This window comes from Nitratireductor sp. WH36-1 (assembly GCF_058725515.1).
In genome coordinates this window covers 1,327,629-1,349,988 of the sequence record NZ_CM178970.1, presented here as the reverse complement: position 1 = coordinate 1,349,988, position 22,360 = coordinate 1,327,629, and the positions used below count along the sequence as shown (strand labels likewise).

Below are 22,360 nucleotides of genomic sequence, written 5' to 3'. Positions count from 1 at the left end.
AGCGGCGCATCGCATCTGCGCGGCGCCGCTCCCGAATGGTCTGACGTCTGGTCTGGATCAGAAGGGATTCCAGGTCGGACGCGGGGTCAGCTTCAGATAGCCGAGATTGACGCCCAGACGCGCGCCGACACCGGTACGGATCGGAACCAGAACCATATTGTCGTTGGTCAGCGCGTTGAAACCGAGACCCGCAACCAGATAGGCCGAGCCCGCAACGCCGCCGAAACGACGGTAAAGATCGTTCACCGAGTTCAGATTGTAGACCAGGATCATCACGCGCGATCCCTGGCCGCCATAGTCCCAGCCGATGGAAGGCCCCTGCCAGAAGACCTTATGGTCACCGGCATTCTTGGTGTAGAGCATGCCCTCGCCATAGGTGAGGCCGCCGATGAAAGCGCCAGACCCTTCTTCGCCGAGAACATAGCCGTTCGGCAGGCCGTAATTGGAAAAGATCCGCTCGACCACGGCGGCAAGACCGCCGGTCGTCGCGCCGAAGAAGCCGTGACCGGCCTCAACGATCTCTCCTGCCGAGTAGGTATTGTTGGCGCGCGCCGCGTTCGTCGTCAAAGACAAGGCGCCAAGGCCGACCGCACAAACAATCAACGCGGCCTGGATGAGCCGCGTCCAGTCAAAAAGCCTTGCAGGCATTGTTCATTCTCCATCAATGAGTGGCTGTCAGAGACCGCCCCGTCATCGCCCCGCACAGAGCCACAACTGCTTAAAACTAGGCTCCGAATCTTTTCTAATTGTTAACCTCACATCAAAGATGCTTGGCAAAGGTTCTTCAGACCCCGAAAAACCAGCCACGGAAGCCGGATCTGTTTGCGATCAGAGCCAAACTGTTGCCGGTTTTAACGGGCCTGTGTAACCAGAAATCGTGCGTTTCATGATCTGATTCGGTCAGGGACTGGAGCCTGCGCAAAGTCAGAACCAATGGATTGCCGTGCGGCCGTTCGGGCGCACAAAGGACAGTCCGAACCATTAACGAAGCATCGGAATAGCCCGAAAGCCGGTTTCCACTTTTCGGACCGATGCTCTGGAGCAGAGACCGGCCAGCCCCGTGGCGAAAGCAGACGGAAAAGGCCCGATTGGCAACAACGTCTGGAGGACAGATGCCCGTGTCCGAACTTTTCTCGCTGAGCGCCCCCGATCTGGCAGCTCTTCTGTGCAGCCGCGTTTGCCACGACATCATTTCTCCGGTGGGCGCCATCAACAATGGCCTCGAATTACTGGATGAAGGCGGCGCTGACGAAGACGCGATGAACCTGATCCGCGCAAGCGCGGTCAACGCATCGGCGCGTCTCCAGTTCGCCCGCATCGCTTTCGGCGCAGCCGGTTCGGCCGGCATGCAAATCGACACGGGCGACGCCCAGACGGTCGCGGCTGCCTTCATCAACAATGAAAAGCCCGAACTCGAATGGCACGGCGTGCGCGCCCTTCTGCCCAAGAACCAGGTCAAGCTGCTGCTCAACCTGCTTCTGGTCGCCAATGCGGCGATCCCGCGCGGCGGCAGGCTGCGGGTCTATCTGGAAGACACCGACACCAATGCACATTTCGTGATCAAGGCCGAAGGCCCGATGCTGCGCGTCCCGCCGAAGTTCCTCGAACTGCACTCGGGATCGAAGCCGGACGAGCCCGTCGACGCCCACAGCGTGCAGTTCTATTACACGCTGCTTCTGGCCAAAGAGACCGGCATGAACGTGAACATTCGCGCCACGGCGGATGAGATCATTCTCTCTGCGGCGAAATAGAGAAGATTAACCATACCTCTTTGCCGCAGCTTTACCTGCAGCGGGCCATAGTTCTTTCTGTCGTCTAATCAGCGGCACCGGCTTTGCATGAAAGGACATGAAAATGGCTCGCTGCCTGATCGTTGACGATTCCAGTGTGATCCGGAAAGTCGCCAAGCGCATTCTGACGAGTGCGGACATGATGGTGACCGAAGCCGCAACCGGGCAGGAAGCGATCAATCTTTCTGCACACGACATGGCCGACATCATCATCGTCGACAGCTCGCTGCCGGACATGGCTTCCAGCGAACTGGTCAGACAGCTGATGGCGCTGCCAGCCGAATTCAAGCCCTACATCCTTCTGTGCCTTGCCGAGCTCGATCTGGGCGCGATCATGCGCGCCAAGCGCGCCGGCGCAAAGGGCTACATGCTCAAGCCCTTCACCCGCACCCAGCTTCTGGAGCAGTTCCGCGAATTCCAGTCGGTCGCCTGAGAGCGCTCTCCGGCAGATGAGGCATGTTCTGGCGCCCTGCGGGCGACGCCCCTGCCCGGAACTTCCGAAACGAGTATGCAACAAGAAAAACCCGGCCTCGCGGCCGGGTTTTGCGCGTTCCAAGGGGATTTGAAGCGGATCAGGCGCTTTCGCGGACTTCCTCGGGTTCACGCAGCACATAGCCACGGCCCCAGACCGTCTCGATGAAGTTCTGCCCGCCGGACGCTGCATCCAGCTTCTTGCGAAGCTTGCAGATGAACACGTCGATGATCTTCAGTTCCGGCTCATCCATGCCACCATAGAGGTGGTTCAGGAACATTTCCTTGGTGAGCGTCGTTCCCTTGCGGAGCGAAAGCAGCTCCAGCATCTGGTATTCCTTGCCGGTCAGGTGAACGCGCTGACCACCAACCTCGACCGTCTTGGCGTCGAGATTGACGATGAGATCGCCCGTGGTGATGACCGACTGCGCATGCCCCTTGGAGCGACGCACAATTGCGTGAATACGCGCAACCAGCTCGTCCTTGTGGAACGGCTTGGTCATGTAATCGTCCGCGCCGAAGCCCAGGCCGCGCACCTTGTCCTCAATGCCGGCCATGCCGGACAGAATGAGAATAGGCGTCTTGACCTTGGAAAGGCGCAACGTCCGCAGGACCTCATAACCGGACATGTCCGGCAGATTAAGGTCGAGCAGAATAATATCGTAGTCATAGAGCTTGCCGAGATCGACGCCCTCTTCACCGAGGTCCGTCGTATAGACATTGAAGCTCTCAGACTTGAGCATCAACTCAATGCTCTGTGCCGTGGCACTGTCGTCTTCAATCAGCAGAACGCGCATCTTTATCCCCTTCTCGCCGCCGACCCGGCCTGGCAGGCACCCGGCACCGAAGCAATGATTGCCTGAATCGGAGGCTGCCAGTTAATGGTTAACAAAATCTAATTCGTTCTGGCAAGCGCCAGAATCCCCTTTTAGCTTTTGAAGGCACCGGTTTGATTCCAATGGTGAAATTTCCGCTCCTGGACAACGCAAATTGCATTAGAAATTTACGCTAACCGACTCTCCACGCAATCAAATTACGGCTCCTCACGCACAATCTTTACCGCGCCTTAAGCCATCACCCATATGATTAACAATGCCCGTAAACGAATGGTTACCGGGAAAGCTAAATCTTAGGATTTTGTTTCCTAAGTGCGTTTAGCATTTGTATTCCGACCCGGCGTAAAAGGGACGGACAGCCGCCGCGAGGCGCTGGTGTGTGCGTATTGTGGGAGTAACGAGCATGAAGCCGCGTGAAAATCTCGTCCGTCTGAAGCAGTTTCAGGTTAATGAGAAGCGGCGCCGGATGGCGCAGCTGGATACGATGATCGCAGAATTCGACCGCATGGCGGCGGAACTGGATGCACAGATCGTCTCCGAGGAAACGAAGGCGGGCATTACCGACCTCAATCACTTCGCCTACCCGACCTTCGCAAAGGCCGCTCGCCTGCGCCGCGACAATCTGCGCACCTCCCAGGCTGAACTGGTCGAGCAGCGCAAGAGCGCCGAAGCAGAGCTGAACGAGGCTGAAGCCGAGCTCGCCAAGGCCGAAGCGCTTGAAAACCGCACCCGCCCGGATGCCGCGCCCTCGCGTGCGATGACCGGCTAGACCTTTACGCTCACGCCACACCGCATTCTGCACGAGGCGGCAGGGTTATCCCCTGCCGTTTTTTTTTGCGTTCAGCGTTCAGGAATCCACAGACTGAAACCCGGAACGCAAAAAGGCCGGCGACGAGCGCCGGCCCTTTTTACGGTTTTGACTGGAAGTCGGCCCACCCCTTCTAGCGAAGAGAAGCGCTCCGAAAGCCGATCAATGCCTGTATTGCTGGATCCGCGTCGTGCGCAGACCTGCAAGGCCATGATCCTCGATAGAAGCCTGCCATGAGAGGAACTCCTCCACCGTCAGACGATAGCGCTGACAAGCTTCCTCAAGGCTCAAAAGCCCGCCGCGTACTGCGGCAACCACTTCCGCCTTGCGACGGATAACCCACCTGCGCGTATTGCTCGGAGGCAAGTCCGCAACAGTCAGCGGGCTGCCATCCGGGCCGATGACATATTTTACGCGTGGTCGAACCATTTCGGTCATAGTACTCTCTACCTGAACTCAAGACCCGTTTCACAAGCTAGTGCGCCGGCTTTAAAATTTGCCTAAGCACATGGTAAGCATACGGTAACGGACATGAATCCCGCGTTAGGGATTTGCCTGAGATTTGTTTCAAATTGCGCCGGAAACGCTCCAGACCCCTTGGAAAAGCTGGGGTTTGCAGGCAAAAGGGGCGTTAACCTATCAGGGTGGCGGTGGCCCGATCCTTGACCTATATTCGCCGCATTGGCATGTAATCGGCCACGATAAAGACAAAGAAGACCTAGCGAATGAACAGCCTCGACCTGCCCGGACGCCCGCAGGACTGCCGAATCGTGGTGGCGATGTCGGGCGGCGTAGACTCCTCCGTTGTTGCCGGCATTCTTGCGAAACAAGGCTACGACGTGGTTGGCGTCACCCTTCAGCTTTACGATCATGGCGAGGCGGCTCACCGCCCCGGATCATGCTGCGCGGGTCAGGATATCGACGATGCGCGCCGCGTTTCCGAGACGCTTGGCATTCCGCATTACGTGCTGAATTACGAGCAGCGCTTCCGCGAGGCCGTGATCGACCCGTTTGCGCAGAGCTATGTGGCCGGTGAAACACCGATCCCCTGCGTCTCGTGCAACCAGACCGTCAAGTTCGCCGATCTGCTGGAAACCGCCCGCGAACTCGGCGCGGATGCGCTGGCCACCGGCCACTATATCCGCAGCCGCGCCAATGGCGCTCACCGCGCGCTCACGCGCCCCGTGGATGCCGAGCGCGACCAGAGCTATTTCCTGTTCGCCACCACGCAGGAGCAGATCGACTATCTGCGCTTCCCGCTGGGCGGGCTCTCCAAGCCCGAGGTTCGCGCCATCGCCGAAGAGATGGGCCTGAGCGTCGCCACCAAGCAGGACAGCCAGGACATCTGCTTTGTTCCGCGCGGCAAATATTCCGACATCATCAGCAAGCTGAAGCCGGAAGCCGCCACACCGGGCGAGATCGTGCATCTGGACGGGCGCAGGCTCGGCCGCCATGACGGCGTGATGCATTACACGATCGGCCAGCGCCGCGGCATCGGCGTCGCGACCGGCGAGCCGCTCTATGTGGTGCATCTGGACGCGGAGAATGCGCGCGTCATCGTCGGCCCGCGCGAGGCGCTCGAGACGCACAAGGTTTTCCTGCGCCAGGTGAACTGGCTGGGCGACGGACCGCTTGGCGAGCTCCCCAGGGGCGGCATGGAAGTGTTTGCGAAGGTTCGCTCCACGCGGCCGCCCCGCCCTGCGGTGCTTCACCATGAAGACGGCGTCACCTGGGTCGAACTGACGGAAGGCGAAGCCGGTGTCGCACCGGGCCAGGCCTGCGTGCTCTACTCCGACGACGGCAATGAGGCCCGCGTCTATGGTGGCGGCTTCATCGAGCGCTCCGAGCGCGGCACCGAAGCCGAAGCGCAGCTCACGCGCCTTTCAACCATGGCTGGTCAGGGCGCGTAGAGCGCCCTGCGCCGCACTTCACGCCAAACCAGCCTGCATTTTTCTGAAATCAGCAGCGCACACGCGCCCGCACGGGCGCGTGATTGATCACGATCGCGCCTGAAAGGCAGCGCCCGTCAGCCGTGGGTGACGGAGCCTGCCGTGAGAATGCGCAGAACCTCGATTGCCTCTTCACCGGTGGTGCGAGGCTCCTTGCGGGTCTCAATACAGTCGATGAAATGCTGCAGCTCACGCGTGAGCGGCATTCCCTCTTCCACGTCCACATAGGTCGGTTCATTGGTCGTGAACGCCCAGTGACCGCTGTCATGCCAGACCGCATGCCGATAGACGGCAAGCTTGCGCCCCCATGGCTCGACATCGTCGAACACGGCCATCGCCTTGTCGCCGACCACCGTCAGGCGGCGTTCGCGATAGGGGTTGAGGCGCGAGGTGAACAAATGGCTGCGCAGACCGCCGGGAAAGCGCATGTGCAGATGCGCGAAGTCGCTCAGGTGGTCGAGCAGCGCCGCGCCCTCGCCGCGCACCTCTTCCGGCGCAACGCCGGTCAGTGCGAGAATCATCGAGAGATCATGCGGCGCCAGATCCCACAGGGCATCATTCTCGGTGTGGAACTTGCCAAGGCCGAGACGATGCGAATGAATATAGCGGATTTCGCCGAGATCGCCCTTGTCGATCAGCTCCTTGAGCTTCTCGAAAGCCGGGTGGAAGCGCAGCACATGACCCACCATGATGATGCGCCCGGTCTCGCGCGCAACGGCGACCGCACGCTTGGCGTCATCGACGGTCAGCGCGATCGGCTTTTCCACAAGAACGTCCTTGCCGGCCTGCATGGCGCGGATGGCATATTCGGCGTGGTACTGCGGCGGCAGGGCCAGAACGATTGCATCGATATCGTCGTGCTCGAAGAGCGCCTCCGGGGAGATTGCGACGCAATCATGCTCACTGGCGAAGCCCTCGGCCCGCGCCTCATTGGCGTCGGACACGGCTGCCAGCACTCCAAGAGACTTAAGCGTGCGAATGTGGTTTGAGCCCCAATAGCCACATCCGAGTACTGCAATACGCGGTTTCATCAAATCCTTCGCCCGAGATTTTGGCGCTGAAAACACATACAGACGCCGCACCCGCGACTCAACCCTGCCAGGGAAAACCCGGCCCTTTCTTAAGGGAATTCGACAGCCACGACAAATTCCCCCAAGAAACGAAGAACCCCGCTTGACAGGGCAGACACAGCCACCTTATATCCGCGCGTCTTCTTGAGGCAACGGACTCGCAGCCGAAGCAGCTGTTTTTGTCCTCGGTTGGCGGAGTAGCTCAGTCGGTTAGAGCAGAGGAATCATAATCCTTGTGTCGGGGGTTCGAATCCCTCCTCCGCTACCATTTTGATTACGCAAGCAATATCAACCAGTTAGAAGGAACGGAGGTTCCAGAAACTGTGAGACATCTCGCACAAATGTACGCGGAGATGCCATGGCTTGCGCTTCCTACCTTTCTCGCCGTGAAGGACGCTATTACCTTCAGGTTCGGTTGAATCCCGTCACATCCCTCCTCCTGGGCAAGCAGCTCTATAGAGTCTCGTTAAGAACCAGCGACTATCGTCAGGCGCGTATTCGACTTTCAGAGCACCTGGGCTGGATTCACAGAATGAACGACAGCGCGAACTACGTATCGCTCTTTCAGAAGAACGTGGGCGAACTGCGAAAATACCTGCTGGATCCATGGCCTCTTTCTGAAGAACGGCTTCAGGCACGGCGCAACTACGAGGAGATGCTAAAGAACCTGAAGCGTCGGGCGCTGGCCGCCCAGTGCGATCCCGACATGATCGAGCCTGACTTCACCACCCTGCTGAACCGTTTCGTGAACCAGAATCTGGACGCCGAGACGTTCCTGCGTCAGCGCGACAAGGTTCAAGCCTATGAACGCGGTAGAGCTGATATGCAGGCAGCCATCCAAATGGGCGCAGTACTCGCCAGCTTTCAGGCATCTGCACATCATTCTCCCGCCATTCCCTCTCAGCCTGATACAATCGCCGCATGGCATGATCCAATGGCCCGTGAAGCCCGCATCACTCCGTCAGCGAGCGAGCCGGAAGTCCCCATCGACGTTCTCGAGGAGCCTTTTGCACATCCCCCTGCGCCAGAGGCCGATCCGCTCACCTTCTCTCAGGCGCTGCGGGAATACGTTGAAGAGGATGTGACGAGTGGCGGCAACGCGGATGCCCGCTCAGCTATCCAACTGGTCGTACAGTTCCTGATCAACATCATGGATGATCCGGTCGTCGCCAAGTTTGACAAGCGCAAGGTGCTCGAGCTCGATCAGATGCTCCCCGACATTCCAAACAGGCGCAACGTTCCCAGAGAGCATGCACAAACACTGGCAGAGAGGTACCTCTATGCAAAGAAGCATGGATGGTCGCGTCTTGATCGGTTGACCGAAACACGGCTGCGCAACGGCTATCATAACGCCCTGTCGAAATTCTTTGACTGGCTGATTGAACGGGGACACTACCCTCACCCCAAGCCCGTGTTCAGCCATGTCAGTGAAAACAATCTCACCTCCCTGCCCCGGGACTCGTTCGACGACAGCGAAATCGCGAAAATCTTCTCGCAACCGCTCTTCACAGGATGCCAGAGCGACAAACGGATCTGGCAACCAGGAAAATACTTCATCCAGTCGCACCTTTACTGGGCCTACCTTCTGTTGCTTTTGACAGGCCTGCGACCAGGCGAGCTGGGACAGCTGGAACTGAACGACATCGCGGAGCGAGACGGAATTCACTACCTCTACCTCAGAGGTTTTGACCCTTCGAAAGGACGCGTGGCCAAGAAAGATGTGAAGCGTTTCAAGACCCCGTCGTCGCAGCGCGTCGTCCCCCTTCACCCACTGATCCTTGATCTGGGTCTCCTTGAGCGGGTGGACGAGTTGAAGCAGCTTGGCTGCCCCTATCTCTTCCCGGAATGGGAGCCCTATCCCAAGCCAAATGGCGAAATGCGCTGGGGCCAGCCGATCACAAAGAGCTGGCAGTATCTGAAGAAGAAAACAGGCATCGCCCGCAAGGAAGTAACACTCTATTCCACGCGGCACTGGTTCGCTGATCTCATCGACAACACCAAAATCAAGGACGTCACGCGAAAGCGCTTGATGGGACACTCACCGAAGTCGGACATCCCTGCCCGCTATGGCATGAAGCATCGCCTAACGACCCGAGACTTACAGCATTTCGAGCAGGCAGCGTCCCCCGCACTTGATGCGATAACGCCCATTCTTCTGGCAGCCAAGGAACGTGTGAATTGCGGTGATCTGGTGGTGCTGAAACCTTGGTTACAGCAGCAGAACTGGTCGGCATATTATCAAGAACGGTTGAGCGAATTGAAGTAATCCGCGCGCAAAGCGGCGGGTGCGGCTTGGAGTAAGCGACCCGATTTCTGAAATATGTTGGGAAGCTGCCTGTTCACTTCTGGTTGGCGGAACTGGAAAAGCAGCCATCAGATAACCGCTCCACTCCGACGGAACGCGCCTTCACCCTGGTCGTTCGCATGTCCATTCCCGCGCCTTGAAAGCTGTCGGTCATTCCCACACGACAAAAGTCTGGAACGGGCGGGTAGCGGACGTTTGCCGCAGCCGCGAAGTTAGATGGCATGATTGGCCATACCGATCATTCGTGACAAAGCCACCCTCCAGCAGCATCCAATGACTGCCATGCGGACAAAGCGGCCATTCACCAAAATGAATCGTCCTGTCCGGTACTAGAGATCCAAGAAATGTGGTGTCGCGGCTGATAACCACTATCGCGCCGTCATAAGCCGCCAACGAGGCTTCTAACGCAGCAATCCCATCCAGATCGAGGTGATTGGTCGGCTCGTCCAGCAACAGAAAATCCGGTTCGGCAAGGATCAGGGCGGCAAGGGCGGCGCGGCTGCGCTGGCCGCCGGATAGCGACACCAGCGGCGTCTGCGGCCCGGCGGGCAGGCCACAGCGCAGAAGCGCGGCCTCGATCCGCGAGGGCAAAGTCCAATCTGCTTCGGCCAGTTCGTTGGCTTCCGCAAGCCCTGCCTCGGCCCGGTTCAGTAGATCGAGCGCGGCGCGCACGCCGAATAGATCGGCGATGGTGTCTTCAGGACACTCCACCGCGTCCTGCTGCATTATTGCAATGGTGCCGAACACATGCGCATGCCCCGAAGCGGGATGCAGATCCCCCGAAACCAGGCGAAGGAGGGTGCTCTTGCCGGTGCCGTTGCGCCCGACGATGCCAGTGCGCTCTAGGCCGAAGGTCAGGTTGAGGTCAGTAAGAAGCGGCGCGCCGTCAGGCGTGGACCAAGACAGGCCGGAGAGGGAAATGGATGCAGGCATGGGGCAGAACTTCTCGCAGCGAAACCAGAGGGGTGAAAGCGGCGAGGTTCAGATCCATGCTGATGGCATCTCCGGTTGCAGGATGGCTTGCACGTAGTGGTCGCCAGGCAGTTTTGCAAGCCAGAGCCAGCGGCGACTTGGACGCAGAGCTGACGTTGCCCGCTTCATCGGGAATTGAGGTATCATTGTTTGCTCGAATGTCGCGAGTGTTGCGGTGGGTAGGAGTGGTCGGAGGAACCGCTTGTGCACTCTCAACTTGCCGGTGGTGGTGCCCGCAAAGAAGGCATGGAATCACGGTCACGTTATTGGTCAGAAGAAGCCGCTGCTCCCAAAGCATGTCTGGGCCATCCGTGCTCCCCTGGAAATGGCCGACACCGTACGTGATCTGGCGCTTTTCAATATGGCTGTCGATAGCAAATTGCGAGGCTGCGATCTGGTCCGGCTGAAAGTCGCAGACGTCTTCTCGGCCAGTGCTGTGAAAAAACAAACCTCGATCTTGCAAAGCAAGACAAAACTGTCGGTGCGGTTTGAAGTCACCAGCGGTACTCGAAAGGCCCTTATGGAGTGGTTCAGCAATCCGGTCATGCATCAAAACCGAAACCGGACCACCTCATAGGGGCAGGCCATCCGCACACCATCAAGGGGATGCTCACCGGCGATGAAGTTCACGCACAGGAGAAACGCGCAAAATTCATTGGTGGGCTGGACGCCTGCGAAACGGCAGGGGGGAACCGTCCGCTGTGACCTTTTCTATGAGAAAAAGGGCGGATAAAGCACTTGTTGCAATGTGGGAAGCAAAGAGAGGAAGCTTCCTTTTCAATCCTGGGACGCCCACGAGACGCGAAGTTGCTCGCCCATCTCTCTCGCATGAACGCCGAGCATCACAAGAGCGGGCCACAGGAGATAGGCTTCGATCTCGATGTTTTCGCCGAAGGACAGCAGGATCAGAACGAGCACGATGGACAAGGGCAGACGTCCGCGTGGGCCGCGTATGGCGTCGACGGTGGCGACCAGCGTCTGAAGCGTCAGCGGCGCGAGAAGCGCCACGAAACCGGTGAGACCCTTCACGAAAAGCAGCCCGTACCAGGTGTGATGGCTGCCGATAGGCATGTGCTCGACGAGATGTGGACCAGGCTCCACATTCCCATGACCGATCCAGAACGCCTCCGACCAGCGATCATAGGCGATGCGCTGCAGGGTTTCGCGGACCCGGGTGCTGTCGGCGCGTGCAGACTTGAACGTTTCCACGCTGCTCTGCACGAAGGAGAGCGCCGTGCCGCCAAACGCTGCCATCAGGCCGGTGAAAAGGGCCGCCAGCTTCCAGGCGAAGGCATGGGCGAGCAGCGGCAGAAGACGCGGCGGCACGGTGCACAGCACAAGGCCGACCAGGCTCATGCGGGACTTGGACAGAAAGATCATGGCGAGCCCCGCCGCCACGCCGCAGAACTTCCAGAACAGTGCCCGCTCTTCCAGCGCAAACGCGACCATGACAATGCCGAGCAGGCCGGCGAAGGGCGACCATGGGGCGTAGAACTGCCAGCGTGGCGTCCAGCTCGCGGGGTCGAGCGTGTAGAGATAAACGGTAAAATATTCCGGGCCCGGCCCGCCAGCCGCCTTGAGCGGCGATACGAAAATCTTGCCCGGCAGGCCGATGAAGGGTGCGACCAGCATGAGTGGCAGCAGGAGCAGCGTCACCAGCCCCAGAATGCACTGGCCGCGAATGAGCACCTCGCGGCGGATCTGTAGAACCGCACCGGCCAGCGGGAAGAGTGCGAGAAGCGCCCAGCCCTTGGCCCAGCCGATGGTGGATTTAACGGTCGCGCCAGTGCCCATGCTCCAGTAGCCGTGCGCTGCCCACAGCGGCACGAGCATGGCTGCCATCCCCAGCATCCAGACCATGACGACCAGTGGAACAGGTCCGGCTGGGCGCAGGTCCGGGCGCAGAGCAGGCCCCAGATATAGAGACAGGGCGACCAGCATGGCGAGTGACCAGGCCAGAACCGGGCCAACGATGTAGAGGCTGCCGAAAGCGTATAGAAGCCAGGTCAGCACCAGCGTCCAGAAGCAGATCGCTTCGGGGAGTGTGCGTGTGTTGCGAAGGTCCGCCACTTTATGCCCCCGCAGCAAAGGTTTTCAGAAGCCTGTTGATCACCGGCCGGCGGACCCATGCCAGGACGAGCCCGACAAGCGCGAAAAGCGTGGCTGCGACGCCTGCAGCAACCGCAATAAGCACATTGGGCGAGGACGGCGTGAGCGCGAGCGAGGGAGGACCGGCAATCTGGACCATGGGATAAGAAGCGAAAAGATCTGCCTTGGACGTGTTGATGCGCGCCAGTGCAGAGGCAAAAACAGCTTCGGCGACCTTGTAGTCGCGCTCCAGCCCGTCAAGGTCGCGGGCGGCGCCGGCCAGCGCGCGCACCCGCGCTTCGCCCGCCGCCAGCGTCTGGCGGAAGGTGGCAAGTTCGGCGCGCAGACCGTCGGTTTCGGCCAGAAGCGTTACCAGCCGTGCAAGAAGCCCCGCCCGCTCGCCATCCGACGACATGTCGATTTCGCGTTCCAGCTGATCAACCGAGAGGCCGGTGAGCGCCATGCCGCGCTCGGTCATCTTCTGCCGCAGGCCGGCAATGCGGTTGTTTGCGCCCACGATCTTTGGATGGTTGGGGCCGTACTGGTCGCCCGCCTCGGCGCGCGAAGCCGTTTCTTTCGCCAGCGCTCCGGCGAGCGTCGCATATTCCGGGTCGGCGCGCAGTTTGAGCGCCATTGCCGCTGCCCGGGATGAAATGCCAAGCGTTGCCGAAAGCGTGGCGGAAAGCCGGTCGCGCTCGTTGAGTGTCGCTTCCGCTTCGGCGATGCGCGCTTTGAGGGCTTCGTTGCCGGCGATGATTGAAGCGTATTGCTCCTGCGAATTCAGACCGGAAGCCGCCTGAAGAGCGGCAATCTGCGCGCGTGCCTCATCGACTTTTTGCTTGTAGGCGTCCACCACATCGGTGGTGGAGCGTTCGCGCCGTGTGATCTCGTCGGAGCGCAGTTTGTCGAGCTCTACCAGAAATGCGTCGAGAACGGCCTCGGCGCGCGCCTGAGCGGCGTCTGGCGAGGCGCCGTTCATCTGCACATGGATGAGGCTGGTCTGGTCGAGCAATTTGATGCGCGGTTTGCCGAGCGCCGAAACGGGCTCGCCAAGGGCTGCCGCCGCCCGCTCCAGAACACGTGCGGATTCCAGAAGGTTGCGATAGGTCACGGTGGGGCTCAGCGTGGAGCTGGAATAGGCCGAGTTTGCCGATGAGGATGCCTGCCCGATATCCGAGAGATTGATCGAGCTTGATGCGCCGGCGCCCGGCAGAATGAGTGAGACCTCGGATGAAAAACGAAGCGGAGCAAGCTTCAGATAAGCGCCGATCGGCGCCCATATGCCGATGAGCACGAGCAGCACGCTCAGCCCGTAGCGCGGCAGCCGTCCGGCATCGCCAAGCCGCCCGCCAAGCGCCAGCCTTTCCGCCGTCAGTGCGCGAAAAGGGCTGCGCTTGAGGCGCAACATCCGCCACGGTGTGAACATCCCGCCACGCCGCCGGCGCGAAGGAACGAGAGAAACGTCAGCTGTTGCTTCGATTGTCATGAAACCACCCTTCCTGGCTGCCCCTTCCTACGGGATTGGCAGCGCTTTGGGCGGTGGCAGAAGAAGACCTGGCGTCTCTTTCGACAGAGCGGCCTAGCCTTTCGGATAGGCCGGTTCTGGCTTAAGCGTCAGAAGAGGCCCGCATCCTTGGCTATCATCGCGGCCATGGTGCGGTTCCGTGCGGACAGCTTTCGGCAAAGCGTCTTTACGTGCAATTTGATGGTGACCTCCTGAAGGTCGAGATCGCGTGCGATCTCCTTGTTCGACTGCCCTTCGGCCAAACCCTTCAGAACCTCGAATTCCCGGTTGGTGAGTTTCTCGGCAAGTGGATGCTTCTGCTCTTCCTCGCGCTCGGTCATGAGCTGGACTGGCGCATATTGCTCCCCGGCTGCCATGAAACGCACGGCGTGGATAAGGGTTTTGGCCGGCAGGGTCTTGGGCAGGAAGCCTGCCGCCCCGGAGGCCAGCGCCTCCTCGGCGACAGCGCGGGAAGCGGTGCCGGAAAGAAGCGCCACGGGGCTTCCGAAGTTCAGCTCCTTCGCCTTTGTCAGTCCTTCAAGCCCGTTCATGCCGGGCATCGAATAGTCGAGAAGAACGACATCAAACGGGCCTTCTCTGGTGATCTTCGTCGCCGCCTCGTCGAAATCGCCGGCAACGGATACTGAAACACCCGTTTCCTGAGACAGGAAAGCGCAGATCGTATCCCTGACCAGTTCATGGTCATCCGCGATGAGTATCTTCAATGCTGCAGCTCCAGATACGAACCCGTTTGCCCCGATGCCGCCGACAAATGCGCCGGCGCGTCACTCCATGGCTAATTGCCGGAAATACGCATCAAAGCGCAATTCGGGTGAAACAGAGTTCCAGTTCCATGATTGTACTGCTTTGCGATCATCGGTCCGAGCATATCAGAAATCCCTGAATTTCAGTAACCAAAACCAGAACACTTGAAGTCAACTTCGTATTTCATGGCTTCATGGTGCGCGATAAAGACAAGCAAAGCCACTATACGAAGGTATATTCAGCTCCTGCGAACGTGCAGCGTCGGCAACTCACACGGAGCCGGGCTATGCGGCAGAGACGGTGCGCTCTCCCTCCGTGCGATGGTTTCATCTGATGGGAACTGCAATCTGTGGGCACCCAAACCCGAGGAGACGCAGATGAAAACCGTCGACACGATTTCGCTCTTTGATTTCGACCTTTTGAGCGCAACGCAGGAAGATGCCGTAAACCGCCTTCTGGACAGTCAGAGGGGCAAGCGCACGGCTGCATTCCTCAATGCCCATTGCATCAACACCGCCCAGGACGATCCCTCTTATGTGTGGGCTCTGAAAAAGGCCGATCTGCTGCTGCCCGATGGGTCTGGCATGAGTCTGGCTGCAAAACTGCGCGGCGAACGGTTCGCTGCCAATCTGAATGGCACGGATCTCTTCGTGCCGCTTTGCAAGCAGGCGGCTGAACGTGGCCTGTCGGTGTTCTTTTTCGGCAGCCGGGCGGGGGTGGCGGACGCTGCGGCCGAAGCTGCGCAAAAGCTTGCGCCCGGGCTCACCATCGCCGGCACCCAGAGCGGGTATTTCAATCCCGAGGATGAAGATTCGATCATCGACATGATCAACGCATCGGGCGCGGGCATCGTTCTTGTCGCACTCGGTGTGCCAATGCAGGATGTCTGGATCGCCCGCAATCGCCACCGCCTGGATGCGAAGCTTGTCATGGGCGTTGGCGCGCAGTTCGACTTCTGGTCCGGGCGCGTGCCGCGGGCGCCGCTCTTTCTGCGTCGCATCGGTTGCGAGTGGTGCTGGCGGCTGCTGATCGAACCGCGCCGCATGGCGAAGCGTTATCTGGTGGGCAATGTGCGCTTCCTGCTCAACGCCTTTCGTCAGCGCAAACGCCCAGAGCGGGCAGTGCCCGGCGAGATGGACAACAAGCGTGTTCTCGACCTTGTCGTCTCTAGCTGCGCCATCATGGCCCTTGCGCCGGTGATGCTGGTCATTGCTGCCGCGATCCGTTTTAATTCACCCGGTCCCGCTCTCTTTCGCCAGACACGGATCGGCCAGGACGGCGCGCCGTTCACCGTGCTGAAATTCCGTTCAATGTATCGGGACGCAGAGGCGCGCCGCGCCGCGCTTCTGACGCATAGCGACCGGGACGGCATCTGCTTCAAGTCGAAGAATGACCCGCGCATAACGCCGGTGGGCCGCTGGTTGCGCCGTTTTTCGCTCGATGAATTGCCGCAGCTGTTCAACATCTGGGCGGGTGACATGTCGGTGGTCGGGCCGCGCCCGGCGCTTCCCCAGGAGGTTGAGGCCTATCCGGCCCCGGCGCGTGAGCGGCTTTCCCGCAAGCCAGGCCTGACCGGTCTGTGGCAGGTGGCAGGGCGTGCGGAAATTGGCTTCGACAAGATGGTCGAGATGGATTCTGCCTATGTGCGCTCACGCACGATCCTGCTTGATCTCGCCATTCTGGCGCTTACGGTTCGGGCAGTGCTGGGGGGGCGCGGCGCGTTCTGAGACAGAGACCCGGGTGGTCTGCCCCAAGGGCCGCCCCGTGTTCCCTCGCTACGGGAAAGAATTGCGGGCAAAGAACCTATACGTCCGTATAGGTGCACCATCCCGACGAGCGCTTTTACCCTGTGTTTTTTTGGATAATACTTCGCTTTACGTAAAGCGGAGCGCTGCCATGACTGGAAAACTCATGATCATCTCGCGCCGGATCCCGGCACTTCTCATTCTGCTTTTTTGCGCAACCGCGCCATCGCAGGCGCAGGAGCTTGCCGCGCCTGACGGCCCCATCATCCTGACCGTCTCTGGCAGTATCCAAAAAGCAAACACAGGCGATGGCGCAGCCGCGTTCGATCTCGCGATGCTCGACGCCCTGCCGCAGACCGCGTTCCGCACTGACACTATCTGGACCGAGGGCGAGATCGCTTTCAGTGGAGTTGAGCTGAAGACGTTCCTTGATGCCCTTGGCGCAACCGGCGAGACGCTGCGCATGACAGCTCTGAACGATTACGCGATAGACATGCCGTTCTCGGATGCAGTCATGGGTGGACCGATCCTTGCGACACGAATGGACGGCAAGACCATATCCGTGCGGGACAAGGGGCCAGTCTGGGTGATTTATCCCTTCGACAGCAAGCCCGAATACCGCACCGAAGTCACTTATTCGCACAGCATCTGGCAGCTCAAATCCATTGATGTAAGAGATTGAGGCTTTCAGGAGGACATCTCATGAGAGGCAGGTCGCAGGCAGGGACGCGGAACTGGACCTTCCATTACCTCGCCGGCGCTGCATTGTTTCTCGCAGTCTGCGCCCTTCTGTTTTCGCTCGCCCTGCAGATATCGCAGGAGCTTTCGCGCCTGCGTGCGGCCCCCACGGACAATGTTCAGTGGTCTGTTGCGCAGGTGCAGGTGGAACTCCTCACGCTGAATGATGCCATCGATCGCGCACTATCGGATGATGGCGCATCGCTCGACAATCTTCGCCAGCGCTTCGACATTTTCTACAGCCGCATCGACACGCTGGAGCGCGGTTCGGTCTTCGCCGCCGTTATGGAAGAACCCCGGGCGCGCCAGGCGCTTTTAGAAATCCGCGCGGCGCTTCTGGCTTCGATCCCTCTGATAGACGGTTCTGATGCGGCGCTGCGTGAAGGTCTGGGGGAGCTGCAACAAAGGTTCGATGCGCTTCAGTCCACCGCTCGCGTTCTTTCGCTCGAAGGGGTGCGTGTTCTCGCCAGACAGTCGGATCTCGACCGGCAGGCCTTCTCAGACCTCCTGCTCCACACCGAACTGATCGCGCTGTTTGTCTTTGCAGTCATGGTTCTGGCGCTTGGGCTGTTGTGGTGGCAGTCAAGGGTTGCGCGCCGGCGCTCGCAGGAACTGCAGATCAGCAATCTGCGATTTGCCAGCGCAATCAGCGCATCGCTCGATCCGATCATTGTTTCGGATGCGCGGGGCCATGTGCTGGATTTCAATCCGGCTGCAGAGCGCGTCTTCGGCTGCACCCGTGAAAATGCCCAGGGCGCGCTGGTTGAAAAGCTGATCATTCCGCCGGAAGCGAGGAAAGCTCATCGCGAGCGCATGGCGCGATATCTCGATGGTGATGACAGCCAGGCAATGCGTTCCGCCCGCATTGAGCTTGAAATGATGCGCGCGGACGGAAAGCGTTTCCCCGCCGAACTCTCTGTCGGCATCACCCGTGGCGGCCATGGCCCCATCTTCACAACGTATATCCGCGATATCTCTGATCGCCTGCGCACACAGGCCGCGCTGACGGCCGCACGGGACGAGGCGCTCGCCACCGCCAAGGCGAAGTCGGATTTTCTGGCCGTGATGAGTCACGAAATGCGCACACCGCTCAACGGGGTGATGGGGCTTCTCGACGTCTTGCGCGACACACGGTTGAGCCGCCGGCAGAAGGATTATGTGACGACGGCCATCACGTCGGGCGAGATATTGCAGCGTCACATTGATGAAGTGCTCGACATTACCCGTATCGAGGCTGGCGCTGTTCGGCTGAGGCCGGCCAGTTTCGATGTGACCACGCTCCTGCGCGAAGTGCAGAACGTCAATGCGCCAGCGGCTGCGCCGCGCGGCAATCGCATCGCTCTTCAGGTTCATCCCCAGATCGAGAATTTCACCCAGGACCGGCACAGTTTGCGGCAGGTTCTGATGAATTTGGTCGGAAACGCCATCAAGTTCACTTTGAATGGCACAATTACCATTGAGGCCGCGCCTTATGCTGCGGATGATGGGAAGGACTGGATCGAATTTGCCGTCAGCGACACTGGCATCGGGATCAGCCCCGAGGACACGAGACGCATTTTCGAGGATTTCGTCATGCTCGACCCGTCATACCGGCGCACATCGCCGGGCTCGGGTCTCGGTCTGGGCATTTCCCAGCGCATCACCGCCATCATGGGTGGGGAGATCGGCGTTGAAAGCGAACCGGAGAAGGGAAGCCGCTTCTGGCTTCGTGTTCCGGCGCTGCTCGCCGCATCCACGGAAAGCGCTGAAGCCTGGCCGGAAAAGACAGGCGTTCCAGCAGCTGGCGGCGCTTTCGGCCTCACAGTTCTTGTCGTTGAGGACAATGAGATCAATCGTTTCGTTGCGCGCGAAATGCTCGAGAAATTCGGTTGCTCGGTGACGGAAGCCGAGGATGGCGAAGGTGGTGTGGCGCTGGCGCGCGAGACGCGCTTCGATCTCATCCTGATGGATATCAGCATGCCCAAGCTCGACGGATTGCGCGCAACGCAGCTGATCCGCGCCGATGGCGGCCGGTCGCAGGATGCGCCGATTGTCGGGCTCACCGCTCACGCCCTGCCGGAAGAGCAGCGAAAGCTGCGCAGTGCCGGCATGCAGGACTGCATCATCAAGCCGCTGCGCTCAGAAAAGATCGCGGCACTTCTGGAAAGGACCGCCGGCAAGGGAGTAGGCGCGCCCGAGTTTCGCGGTGCGCCTGCCGGTTCATGCAAAAACGGTCAGGAACCCTGTGAGCCGGTTCTCGATCTGGACGCGCTTGGCGAACTCGTGGATGCGTTGCCGCAGGACCTTCTGGAAAAGCAGATGGCCCGGTTCCGGGATGAGCTGCAGACAGCGCCGACACAGTTCGGCGATGCCTGTGTTGAAGGGCTGGAGCTTGGGGAATTGCAGAAGCTCGCACACAGATATGCCGGTTCCGCTGCGGTGTTTGGCGCATTGCGGCTGCGCACGGCACTCCTTGCCGTAGAGAACGCCAGCAGGAATGACAGTCGCTCTGAGGCGATTGCCGGTTGCAGGGCGGTGCGTTTGGCCGCGCTCGAAACGGGCGATGCAATGGAGCAGGCCGGTTACTGACCTTCTGCCCCTCAAAGAGCCGAGGCTGCCACCGCCGCACCAATGCCGATGCCAAGCCCCCGCGCCACATCGGTGATGTTGGTGAAGGAGGAATCGTAGCAGGCCAGCGCGTCGCCCGGCATGAGATAGGGATCGTATTCGTCACGGTCCCTGCGCCGAAGCAGGTCCTCCAGACGTCTTTCAATGACCACGGATTCTCCCGTGATGGGATTGCGCGAGAACAGAACCGCCGTGCGGTCTGAGTTGGTGAGTTTCGCGCCGCCGATACAATTCATGGCGAACACGGCTTGCAGGAACCGCGTTCCATAGCGCAGTTCCGCGGTGTCCTTGCCGATTGCCGCATCTGAATTGGAATCGGCTGGAACGGAAAGGTTCGACATGAAGACTTTCACACCGGGAGGCGAGATCGGCGAGGGCGTCATCAGCTCTTCCTGAAAGCAACCGCGGCTTGGCACTTCAATCTGGTCGCCCTCCAGAAGAATGAGATCCGAATAGGCCCGACCGGTGATGGCGGGTCGAATGTCCAGCATCATGGTGCGGCTGCCGCGTTTTACCTGAACACGCGAAAGATCAGCGTCCGGGCGCACGCCGCCGCCCATCTGCAGGGCGCGCGACAGGCGCCGGCTTCCCGCCCGGCCACCACTGGTCTGCTGGCGCAGCCGATCTGCATCACTGGCGTCAACGGAACCGACCGTGACGGCGCCCGGTTCGAAGACTGCGCCTGCGACGAATACACGGGCTGGCGCGAAGTCCATGACGCGAATTGAGACGCGCGGCACGCTCGCATAAAGCCCCTCGGCCATCAGCTTGCGGCGAACGGCGTCTTCTACAGCATCGACGGTGCGCCCCTTGGCCGAAACGGCAGGCACGTGAAGCAGTCTCAGGCGTCCATCCTGCGAGACTTCATACTGGCCGGAAATCAGGTCATCATCGGAAATTGAAACCTGCAGAAGATCACCCGGCGAAAGGATCTCGATGTCCGGCAGGATTTTCGGCGAAACTTGCGCAGAAGCGCCTTTCTCGGAAACGCAGCGTCGCGCGTTCATGCTCGATGAGCTGGCCTTCCATGTCCTTGCTTCAGCGGAACGGTCGGAGCGATATTGCGCCTGATAGCTCTGACCGCCCGCGACGTCTTCCGGGTTTTCTATGTCCTGCAACGCCGCGCAGGCTGGAAGAAAGACCAACGAAAGCACGCTACAGGCCAGCATTGCACATCTGTGCAGTCGCTCCCCCACACGCGCATCTGCCGGACTGACACTGGCCAGCTTCGCCTCCAAGCAATGCCCTCCTGAACTGCCTCCCGGGCCATCTGCATCCCATCTGCGCCGACACCTAACCGAAAGGATAGTGCGCCGAGCCGAAAGGGCTTTCACGTGTCCGTAGGGACCGAACCGTCCCTTCGCCAAGTTGTCTAGGACTACATCACACAATCAATCTTCGTTCCACCATGGCGGATCAATTTAATGGCAATGACCAACAACTTCGCGAAAAGGATTGCAGGGCTGGCAGACAGGCCATTGCTTGGCAATCTTTCCGCCTATGCCGCTTCAGAGGCCGCAGCCAAGGTTTCGCGGCTTGTGGTGGTGGTGGTTCTCGCCCGCTTTCTCTCCCCTGCGGAGATCGGTATTGCTGCCGCCGCCATCGCCACGTCGGACATTCTCAAATCCTTGACGGAAAACGGTGTCGGTCAGCGCATCATCATCGCCGGAGACCACGAACTCGAAGCCGTGTGCAAGACCGCGCACCGCATCTTCTGGGGCTGGTGCACCGGACTGGCCGCGTTTCAGCTTCTGGTCGGTGCGATGCTCTGGCAGATCGGCGGCAGTGTGGAGAGCTTCGTGCTCATCGGCGTTCTCGGCCTCGAATATCTCCTGATGCCTGCGGGGCTGGTGCAGTGTGCGCTGGCGATGCGGCAGGGCCGTCTTCGCGCCACCGCTGCAATATCTGGCGCGCAGAACGTGGCCGCCAATCTGATTACCTGTGCTCTTGTCGCCGCTTTCCCGAGCCCGTTCGCAATCGTATTGCCCAAGCTCATTGCCGCGCCGGTCTGGCTGATCGGTATGCGCAGGCTTGTGCACTGGAAGCCGAACCCGGAGATTGCCGCTGCGCCACTTGCTCCCTTCGTGCAGTTTGGCCGTTCGGTGCTTGGCATCGAATTCGTCAAGGCGCTGCGGATGCAGGCCGACAAGCTGATCATTGGCGCGGTGCTGGGTACCGATGCGCTGGGCGTCTATTTCTTCGCTTTCAACGCCAGCGCCGGCATCTCGACCTCGCTCGGCACAGCCTTTTCGACGGTTTTGTTCCCCTATCTCTCGACCAGCAAGGACCGCCCCGGCGCGCTGCGTCAGGCCATGCTTCTGGCGCTGGCGGTCATTCTGCCCGTGGTGCTGGTGCAGATGCTCGCCGCCGAGCCCTATGTGGCGCTGGTCTTCGGCCAGAAGTGGGCGCCGGTTGCGCCCCTGGTCGCCATCCTCTGCCTGGCAGCCGTGCCGAACATGATCTGGTCGGTCAGCGCGCAGTGGCTGCGCTCCGGCGGGCGGGCGGGCACGGAATTCGTCTACTCCCTCGCCATCGGCGGCGCGATGACGCTCACCACCGCGATCGCCGCCCCGTTCGGCCTGACCACCATTGCCTGGGCCACGTTGGCCGCTGCCATCACAAGCCAGACGATTGCATCCACGCCCGCGATCAAGACCGCCATTCGCGCAGGCCGCCGCGCCTCGTCACCCTATCAGCTGCAAGGAGCCTGAC

At 60.2% G+C, this 22,360-nt stretch carries 18 protein-coding genes, 1 tRNA gene and 1 pseudogene; 11 read left to right on the top strand and 9 right to left on the bottom strand.

The genetic code is table 11. The annotated features are described in order from the left end of the window. Nucleotides 1-57: 57 nt before the first annotated feature. Nucleotides 58-648 carry a DUF1134 domain-containing protein gene (locus tag AC4PTT_RS06385; RefSeq protein WP_113155875.1) on the bottom strand — a complete coding sequence of 197 codons (591 nt, stop codon included), beginning with the start codon at nt 646-648 and terminating at the stop codon, nt 58-60. 470 nt (nt 649-1,118) lie between these two features. On the opposite strand from AC4PTT_RS06385, the gene chpT reads away from it, so the two are divergent. Together chpT and AC4PTT_RS06375 are read left to right on the top strand one after the other, a co-directional pair. Continuing rightward, nucleotides 1,119-1,751, top strand: a complete 633-nt coding sequence (chpT, locus tag AC4PTT_RS06380; RefSeq protein ID WP_113156398.1) for a histidine phosphotransferase ChpT — start codon at nt 1,119-1,121, stop codon at nt 1,749-1,751. Nucleotides 1,752-1,854: 103 nt separating this feature from the next. Further along, nucleotides 1,855-2,223, top strand: coding sequence for a response regulator (locus AC4PTT_RS06375; RefSeq protein WP_492162590.1), 369 nt, complete (start codon nt 1,855-1,857; stop codon nt 2,221-2,223). Nucleotides 2,224-2,362: 139 nt separating this feature from the next. Here the strand turns inward: AC4PTT_RS06375 and ctrA are convergent, their stop codons facing one another. Next, a complete protein-coding gene (gene ctrA / locus AC4PTT_RS06370) occupies nt 2,363-3,058 on the bottom strand; it encodes a response regulator transcription factor CtrA (protein ID WP_113155877.1) in 696 nt (231 codons plus the stop codon). Nucleotides 3,059-3,500: 442 nt separating this feature from the next. On the opposite strand from ctrA, the gene AC4PTT_RS06365 reads away from it, so the two are divergent. After that, nucleotides 3,501-3,866 carry a flagellar export protein FliJ gene (locus AC4PTT_RS06365; protein ID WP_113155878.1) on the top strand — a complete coding sequence of 122 codons (366 nt, stop codon included), beginning with the start codon at nt 3,501-3,503 and terminating at the stop codon, nt 3,864-3,866. Nucleotides 3,867-4,067: 201 nt separating this feature from the next. Here AC4PTT_RS06365 and sciP read toward each other — a convergent pair whose 3' ends face one another. Beyond that, nucleotides 4,068-4,343 (bottom strand): CtrA inhibitor SciP, encoded by a 276-nt coding sequence (gene sciP, locus AC4PTT_RS06360; RefSeq protein WP_113155879.1) that lies wholly within the window; start codon nt 4,341-4,343, stop codon nt 4,068-4,070. A 287-nt stretch (nt 4,344-4,630) separates the two neighbouring features. Here sciP and mnmA point away from each other — a divergent pair, with 287 nt between their 5' ends. Next, on the top strand, nt 4,631-5,815 hold the full coding sequence (gene mnmA, locus AC4PTT_RS06355; protein ID WP_206548285.1) for a tRNA 2-thiouridine(34) synthase MnmA: 1,185 nt from the start codon (nt 4,631-4,633) through the stop codon (nt 5,813-5,815). Between the two features lie 116 nt (nt 5,816-5,931). On the opposite strand, the gene AC4PTT_RS06350 is transcribed toward mnmA, so the two are convergent. Further along, on the bottom strand, nt 5,932-6,885 hold the full coding sequence (locus AC4PTT_RS06350) for a Gfo/Idh/MocA family protein (protein WP_206544073.1): 954 nt from the start codon (nt 6,883-6,885) through the stop codon (nt 5,932-5,934). Nucleotides 6,886-7,115: 230 nt separating this feature from the next. On the opposite strand from AC4PTT_RS06350, the gene AC4PTT_RS06345 reads away from it, so the two are divergent. Further along, a tRNA-Met gene (locus AC4PTT_RS06345) sits at nt 7,116-7,192 on the top strand. A 264-nt stretch (nt 7,193-7,456) separates the two neighbouring features. Then, nucleotides 7,457-9,190 (top strand): site-specific integrase, encoded by a 1,734-nt coding sequence (locus AC4PTT_RS06340; RefSeq protein WP_492162327.1) that lies wholly within the window; start codon nt 7,457-7,459, stop codon nt 9,188-9,190. A 443-nt stretch (nt 9,191-9,633) separates the two neighbouring features. Here AC4PTT_RS06340 and AC4PTT_RS06335 read toward each other — a convergent pair. Next, nucleotides 9,634-10,162: pseudogene (locus AC4PTT_RS06335) on the bottom strand (ATP-binding cassette domain-containing protein); the annotation flags it as partial. A gap of 241 nt (nt 10,163-10,403) precedes the next feature. On the opposite strand from AC4PTT_RS06335, the gene AC4PTT_RS06330 reads away from it, so the two are divergent. Further along, nucleotides 10,404-10,778 carry a site-specific integrase gene (locus tag AC4PTT_RS06330; protein ID WP_492162326.1) on the top strand — a complete coding sequence of 125 codons (375 nt, stop codon included), beginning with the start codon at nt 10,404-10,406 and terminating at the stop codon, nt 10,776-10,778. Nucleotides 10,779-10,978: 200 nt separating this feature from the next. On the opposite strand, the gene AC4PTT_RS06325 is transcribed toward AC4PTT_RS06330, so the two are convergent. The 3 genes from AC4PTT_RS06325 to AC4PTT_RS06315 form a co-directional block, all read right to left on the bottom strand. Then, nucleotides 10,979-12,271 carry a hypothetical protein gene (locus AC4PTT_RS06325; RefSeq protein ID WP_492162325.1) on the bottom strand — a complete coding sequence of 431 codons (1,293 nt, stop codon included), beginning with the start codon at nt 12,269-12,271 and terminating at the stop codon, nt 10,979-10,981. Nucleotide 12,272: 1 nt separating this feature from the next. Further along, nucleotides 12,273-13,775 (bottom strand): GumC family protein, encoded by a 1,503-nt coding sequence (locus AC4PTT_RS06320; RefSeq protein WP_492162324.1) that lies wholly within the window; start codon nt 13,773-13,775, stop codon nt 12,273-12,275. A 128-nt stretch (nt 13,776-13,903) separates the two neighbouring features. Beyond that, nucleotides 13,904-14,518, bottom strand: a complete 615-nt coding sequence (locus tag AC4PTT_RS06315; RefSeq protein ID WP_492162323.1) for a response regulator — start codon at nt 14,516-14,518, stop codon at nt 13,904-13,906. A gap of 417 nt (nt 14,519-14,935) precedes the next feature. Here AC4PTT_RS06315 and AC4PTT_RS06310 point away from each other — a divergent pair, with 417 nt between their 5' ends. The 3 genes from AC4PTT_RS06310 (at nt 14,936) to AC4PTT_RS06300 (ending at nt 19,609) form a co-directional block, all read left to right on the top strand. Next, complete coding sequence (locus tag AC4PTT_RS06310; protein ID WP_492162322.1) at nt 14,936-16,285, top strand: WecB/TagA/CpsF family glycosyltransferase; 1,350 nt, start codon at nt 14,936-14,938, stop codon at nt 16,283-16,285. 169 nt (nt 16,286-16,454) lie between these two features. Continuing rightward, nucleotides 16,455-16,985, top strand: coding sequence for a putative pterin-binding protein (locus tag AC4PTT_RS06305; RefSeq protein WP_492162321.1), 531 nt, complete (start codon nt 16,455-16,457; stop codon nt 16,983-16,985). 20 nt (nt 16,986-17,005) lie between these two features. Then, nucleotides 17,006-19,609 carry a hybrid sensor histidine kinase/response regulator gene (locus AC4PTT_RS06300; protein ID WP_492162320.1) on the top strand — a complete coding sequence of 868 codons (2,604 nt, stop codon included), beginning with the start codon at nt 17,006-17,008 and terminating at the stop codon, nt 19,607-19,609. Nucleotides 19,610-19,620: 11 nt separating this feature from the next. Here AC4PTT_RS06300 and AC4PTT_RS06295 read toward each other — a convergent pair whose 3' ends face one another. Next, nucleotides 19,621-20,655, bottom strand: a complete 1,035-nt coding sequence (locus AC4PTT_RS06295; RefSeq protein WP_492162319.1) for a polysaccharide biosynthesis/export family protein — start codon at nt 20,653-20,655, stop codon at nt 19,621-19,623. Between the two features lie 417 nt (nt 20,656-21,072). On the opposite strand from AC4PTT_RS06295, the gene AC4PTT_RS06290 reads away from it, so the two are divergent. Then, complete coding sequence (locus AC4PTT_RS06290) at nt 21,073-22,359, top strand: oligosaccharide flippase family protein (RefSeq protein ID WP_492162318.1); 1,287 nt, start codon at nt 21,073-21,075, stop codon at nt 22,357-22,359. Nucleotide 22,360 lies beyond the last annotated feature (1 nt).

Coding starts and splice junctions, on each gene's coding strand:
- AC4PTT_RS06290 (WP_492162318.1), top strand. CDS start 21,073: ATGGCAATGACCAACAACTTCGCGAAAAGGATTGCAGGGCTGGCAGAC.
- AC4PTT_RS06300 (WP_492162320.1), top strand. CDS start 17,006: ATGAGAGGCAGGTCGCAGGCAGGGACGCGGAACTGGACCTTCCATTAC.
- ctrA (WP_113155877.1), bottom strand. CDS start 3,058: ATGCGCGTTCTGCTGATTGAAGACGACAGTGCCACGGCACAGAGCATT.
- AC4PTT_RS06295 (WP_492162319.1), bottom strand. CDS start 20,655: ATGAACGCGCGACGCTGCGTTTCCGAGAAAGGCGCTTCTGCGCAAGTT.
- AC4PTT_RS06320 (WP_492162324.1), bottom strand. CDS start 13,775: ATGACAATCGAAGCAACAGCTGACGTTTCTCTCGTTCCTTCGCGCCGG.
- AC4PTT_RS06340 (WP_492162327.1), top strand. CDS start 7,457: ATGAACGACAGCGCGAACTACGTATCGCTCTTTCAGAAGAACGTGGGC.
- sciP (WP_113155879.1), bottom strand. CDS start 4,343: ATGACCGAAATGGTTCGACCACGCGTAAAATATGTCATCGGCCCGGAT.
- AC4PTT_RS06375 (WP_492162590.1), top strand. CDS start 1,855: ATGGCTCGCTGCCTGATCGTTGACGATTCCAGTGTGATCCGGAAAGTC.
- mnmA (WP_206548285.1), top strand. CDS start 4,631: ATGAACAGCCTCGACCTGCCCGGACGCCCGCAGGACTGCCGAATCGTG.
- AC4PTT_RS06310 (WP_492162322.1), top strand. CDS start 14,936: ATGAAAACCGTCGACACGATTTCGCTCTTTGATTTCGACCTTTTGAGC.
- AC4PTT_RS06365 (WP_113155878.1), top strand. CDS start 3,501: ATGAAGCCGCGTGAAAATCTCGTCCGTCTGAAGCAGTTTCAGGTTAAT.
- AC4PTT_RS06385 (WP_113155875.1), bottom strand. CDS start 648: ATGCCTGCAAGGCTTTTTGACTGGACGCGGCTCATCCAGGCCGCGTTG.
- AC4PTT_RS06305 (WP_492162321.1), top strand. CDS start 16,455: ATGACTGGAAAACTCATGATCATCTCGCGCCGGATCCCGGCACTTCTC.
- AC4PTT_RS06350 (WP_206544073.1), bottom strand. CDS start 6,885: ATGAAACCGCGTATTGCAGTACTCGGATGTGGCTATTGGGGCTCAAAC.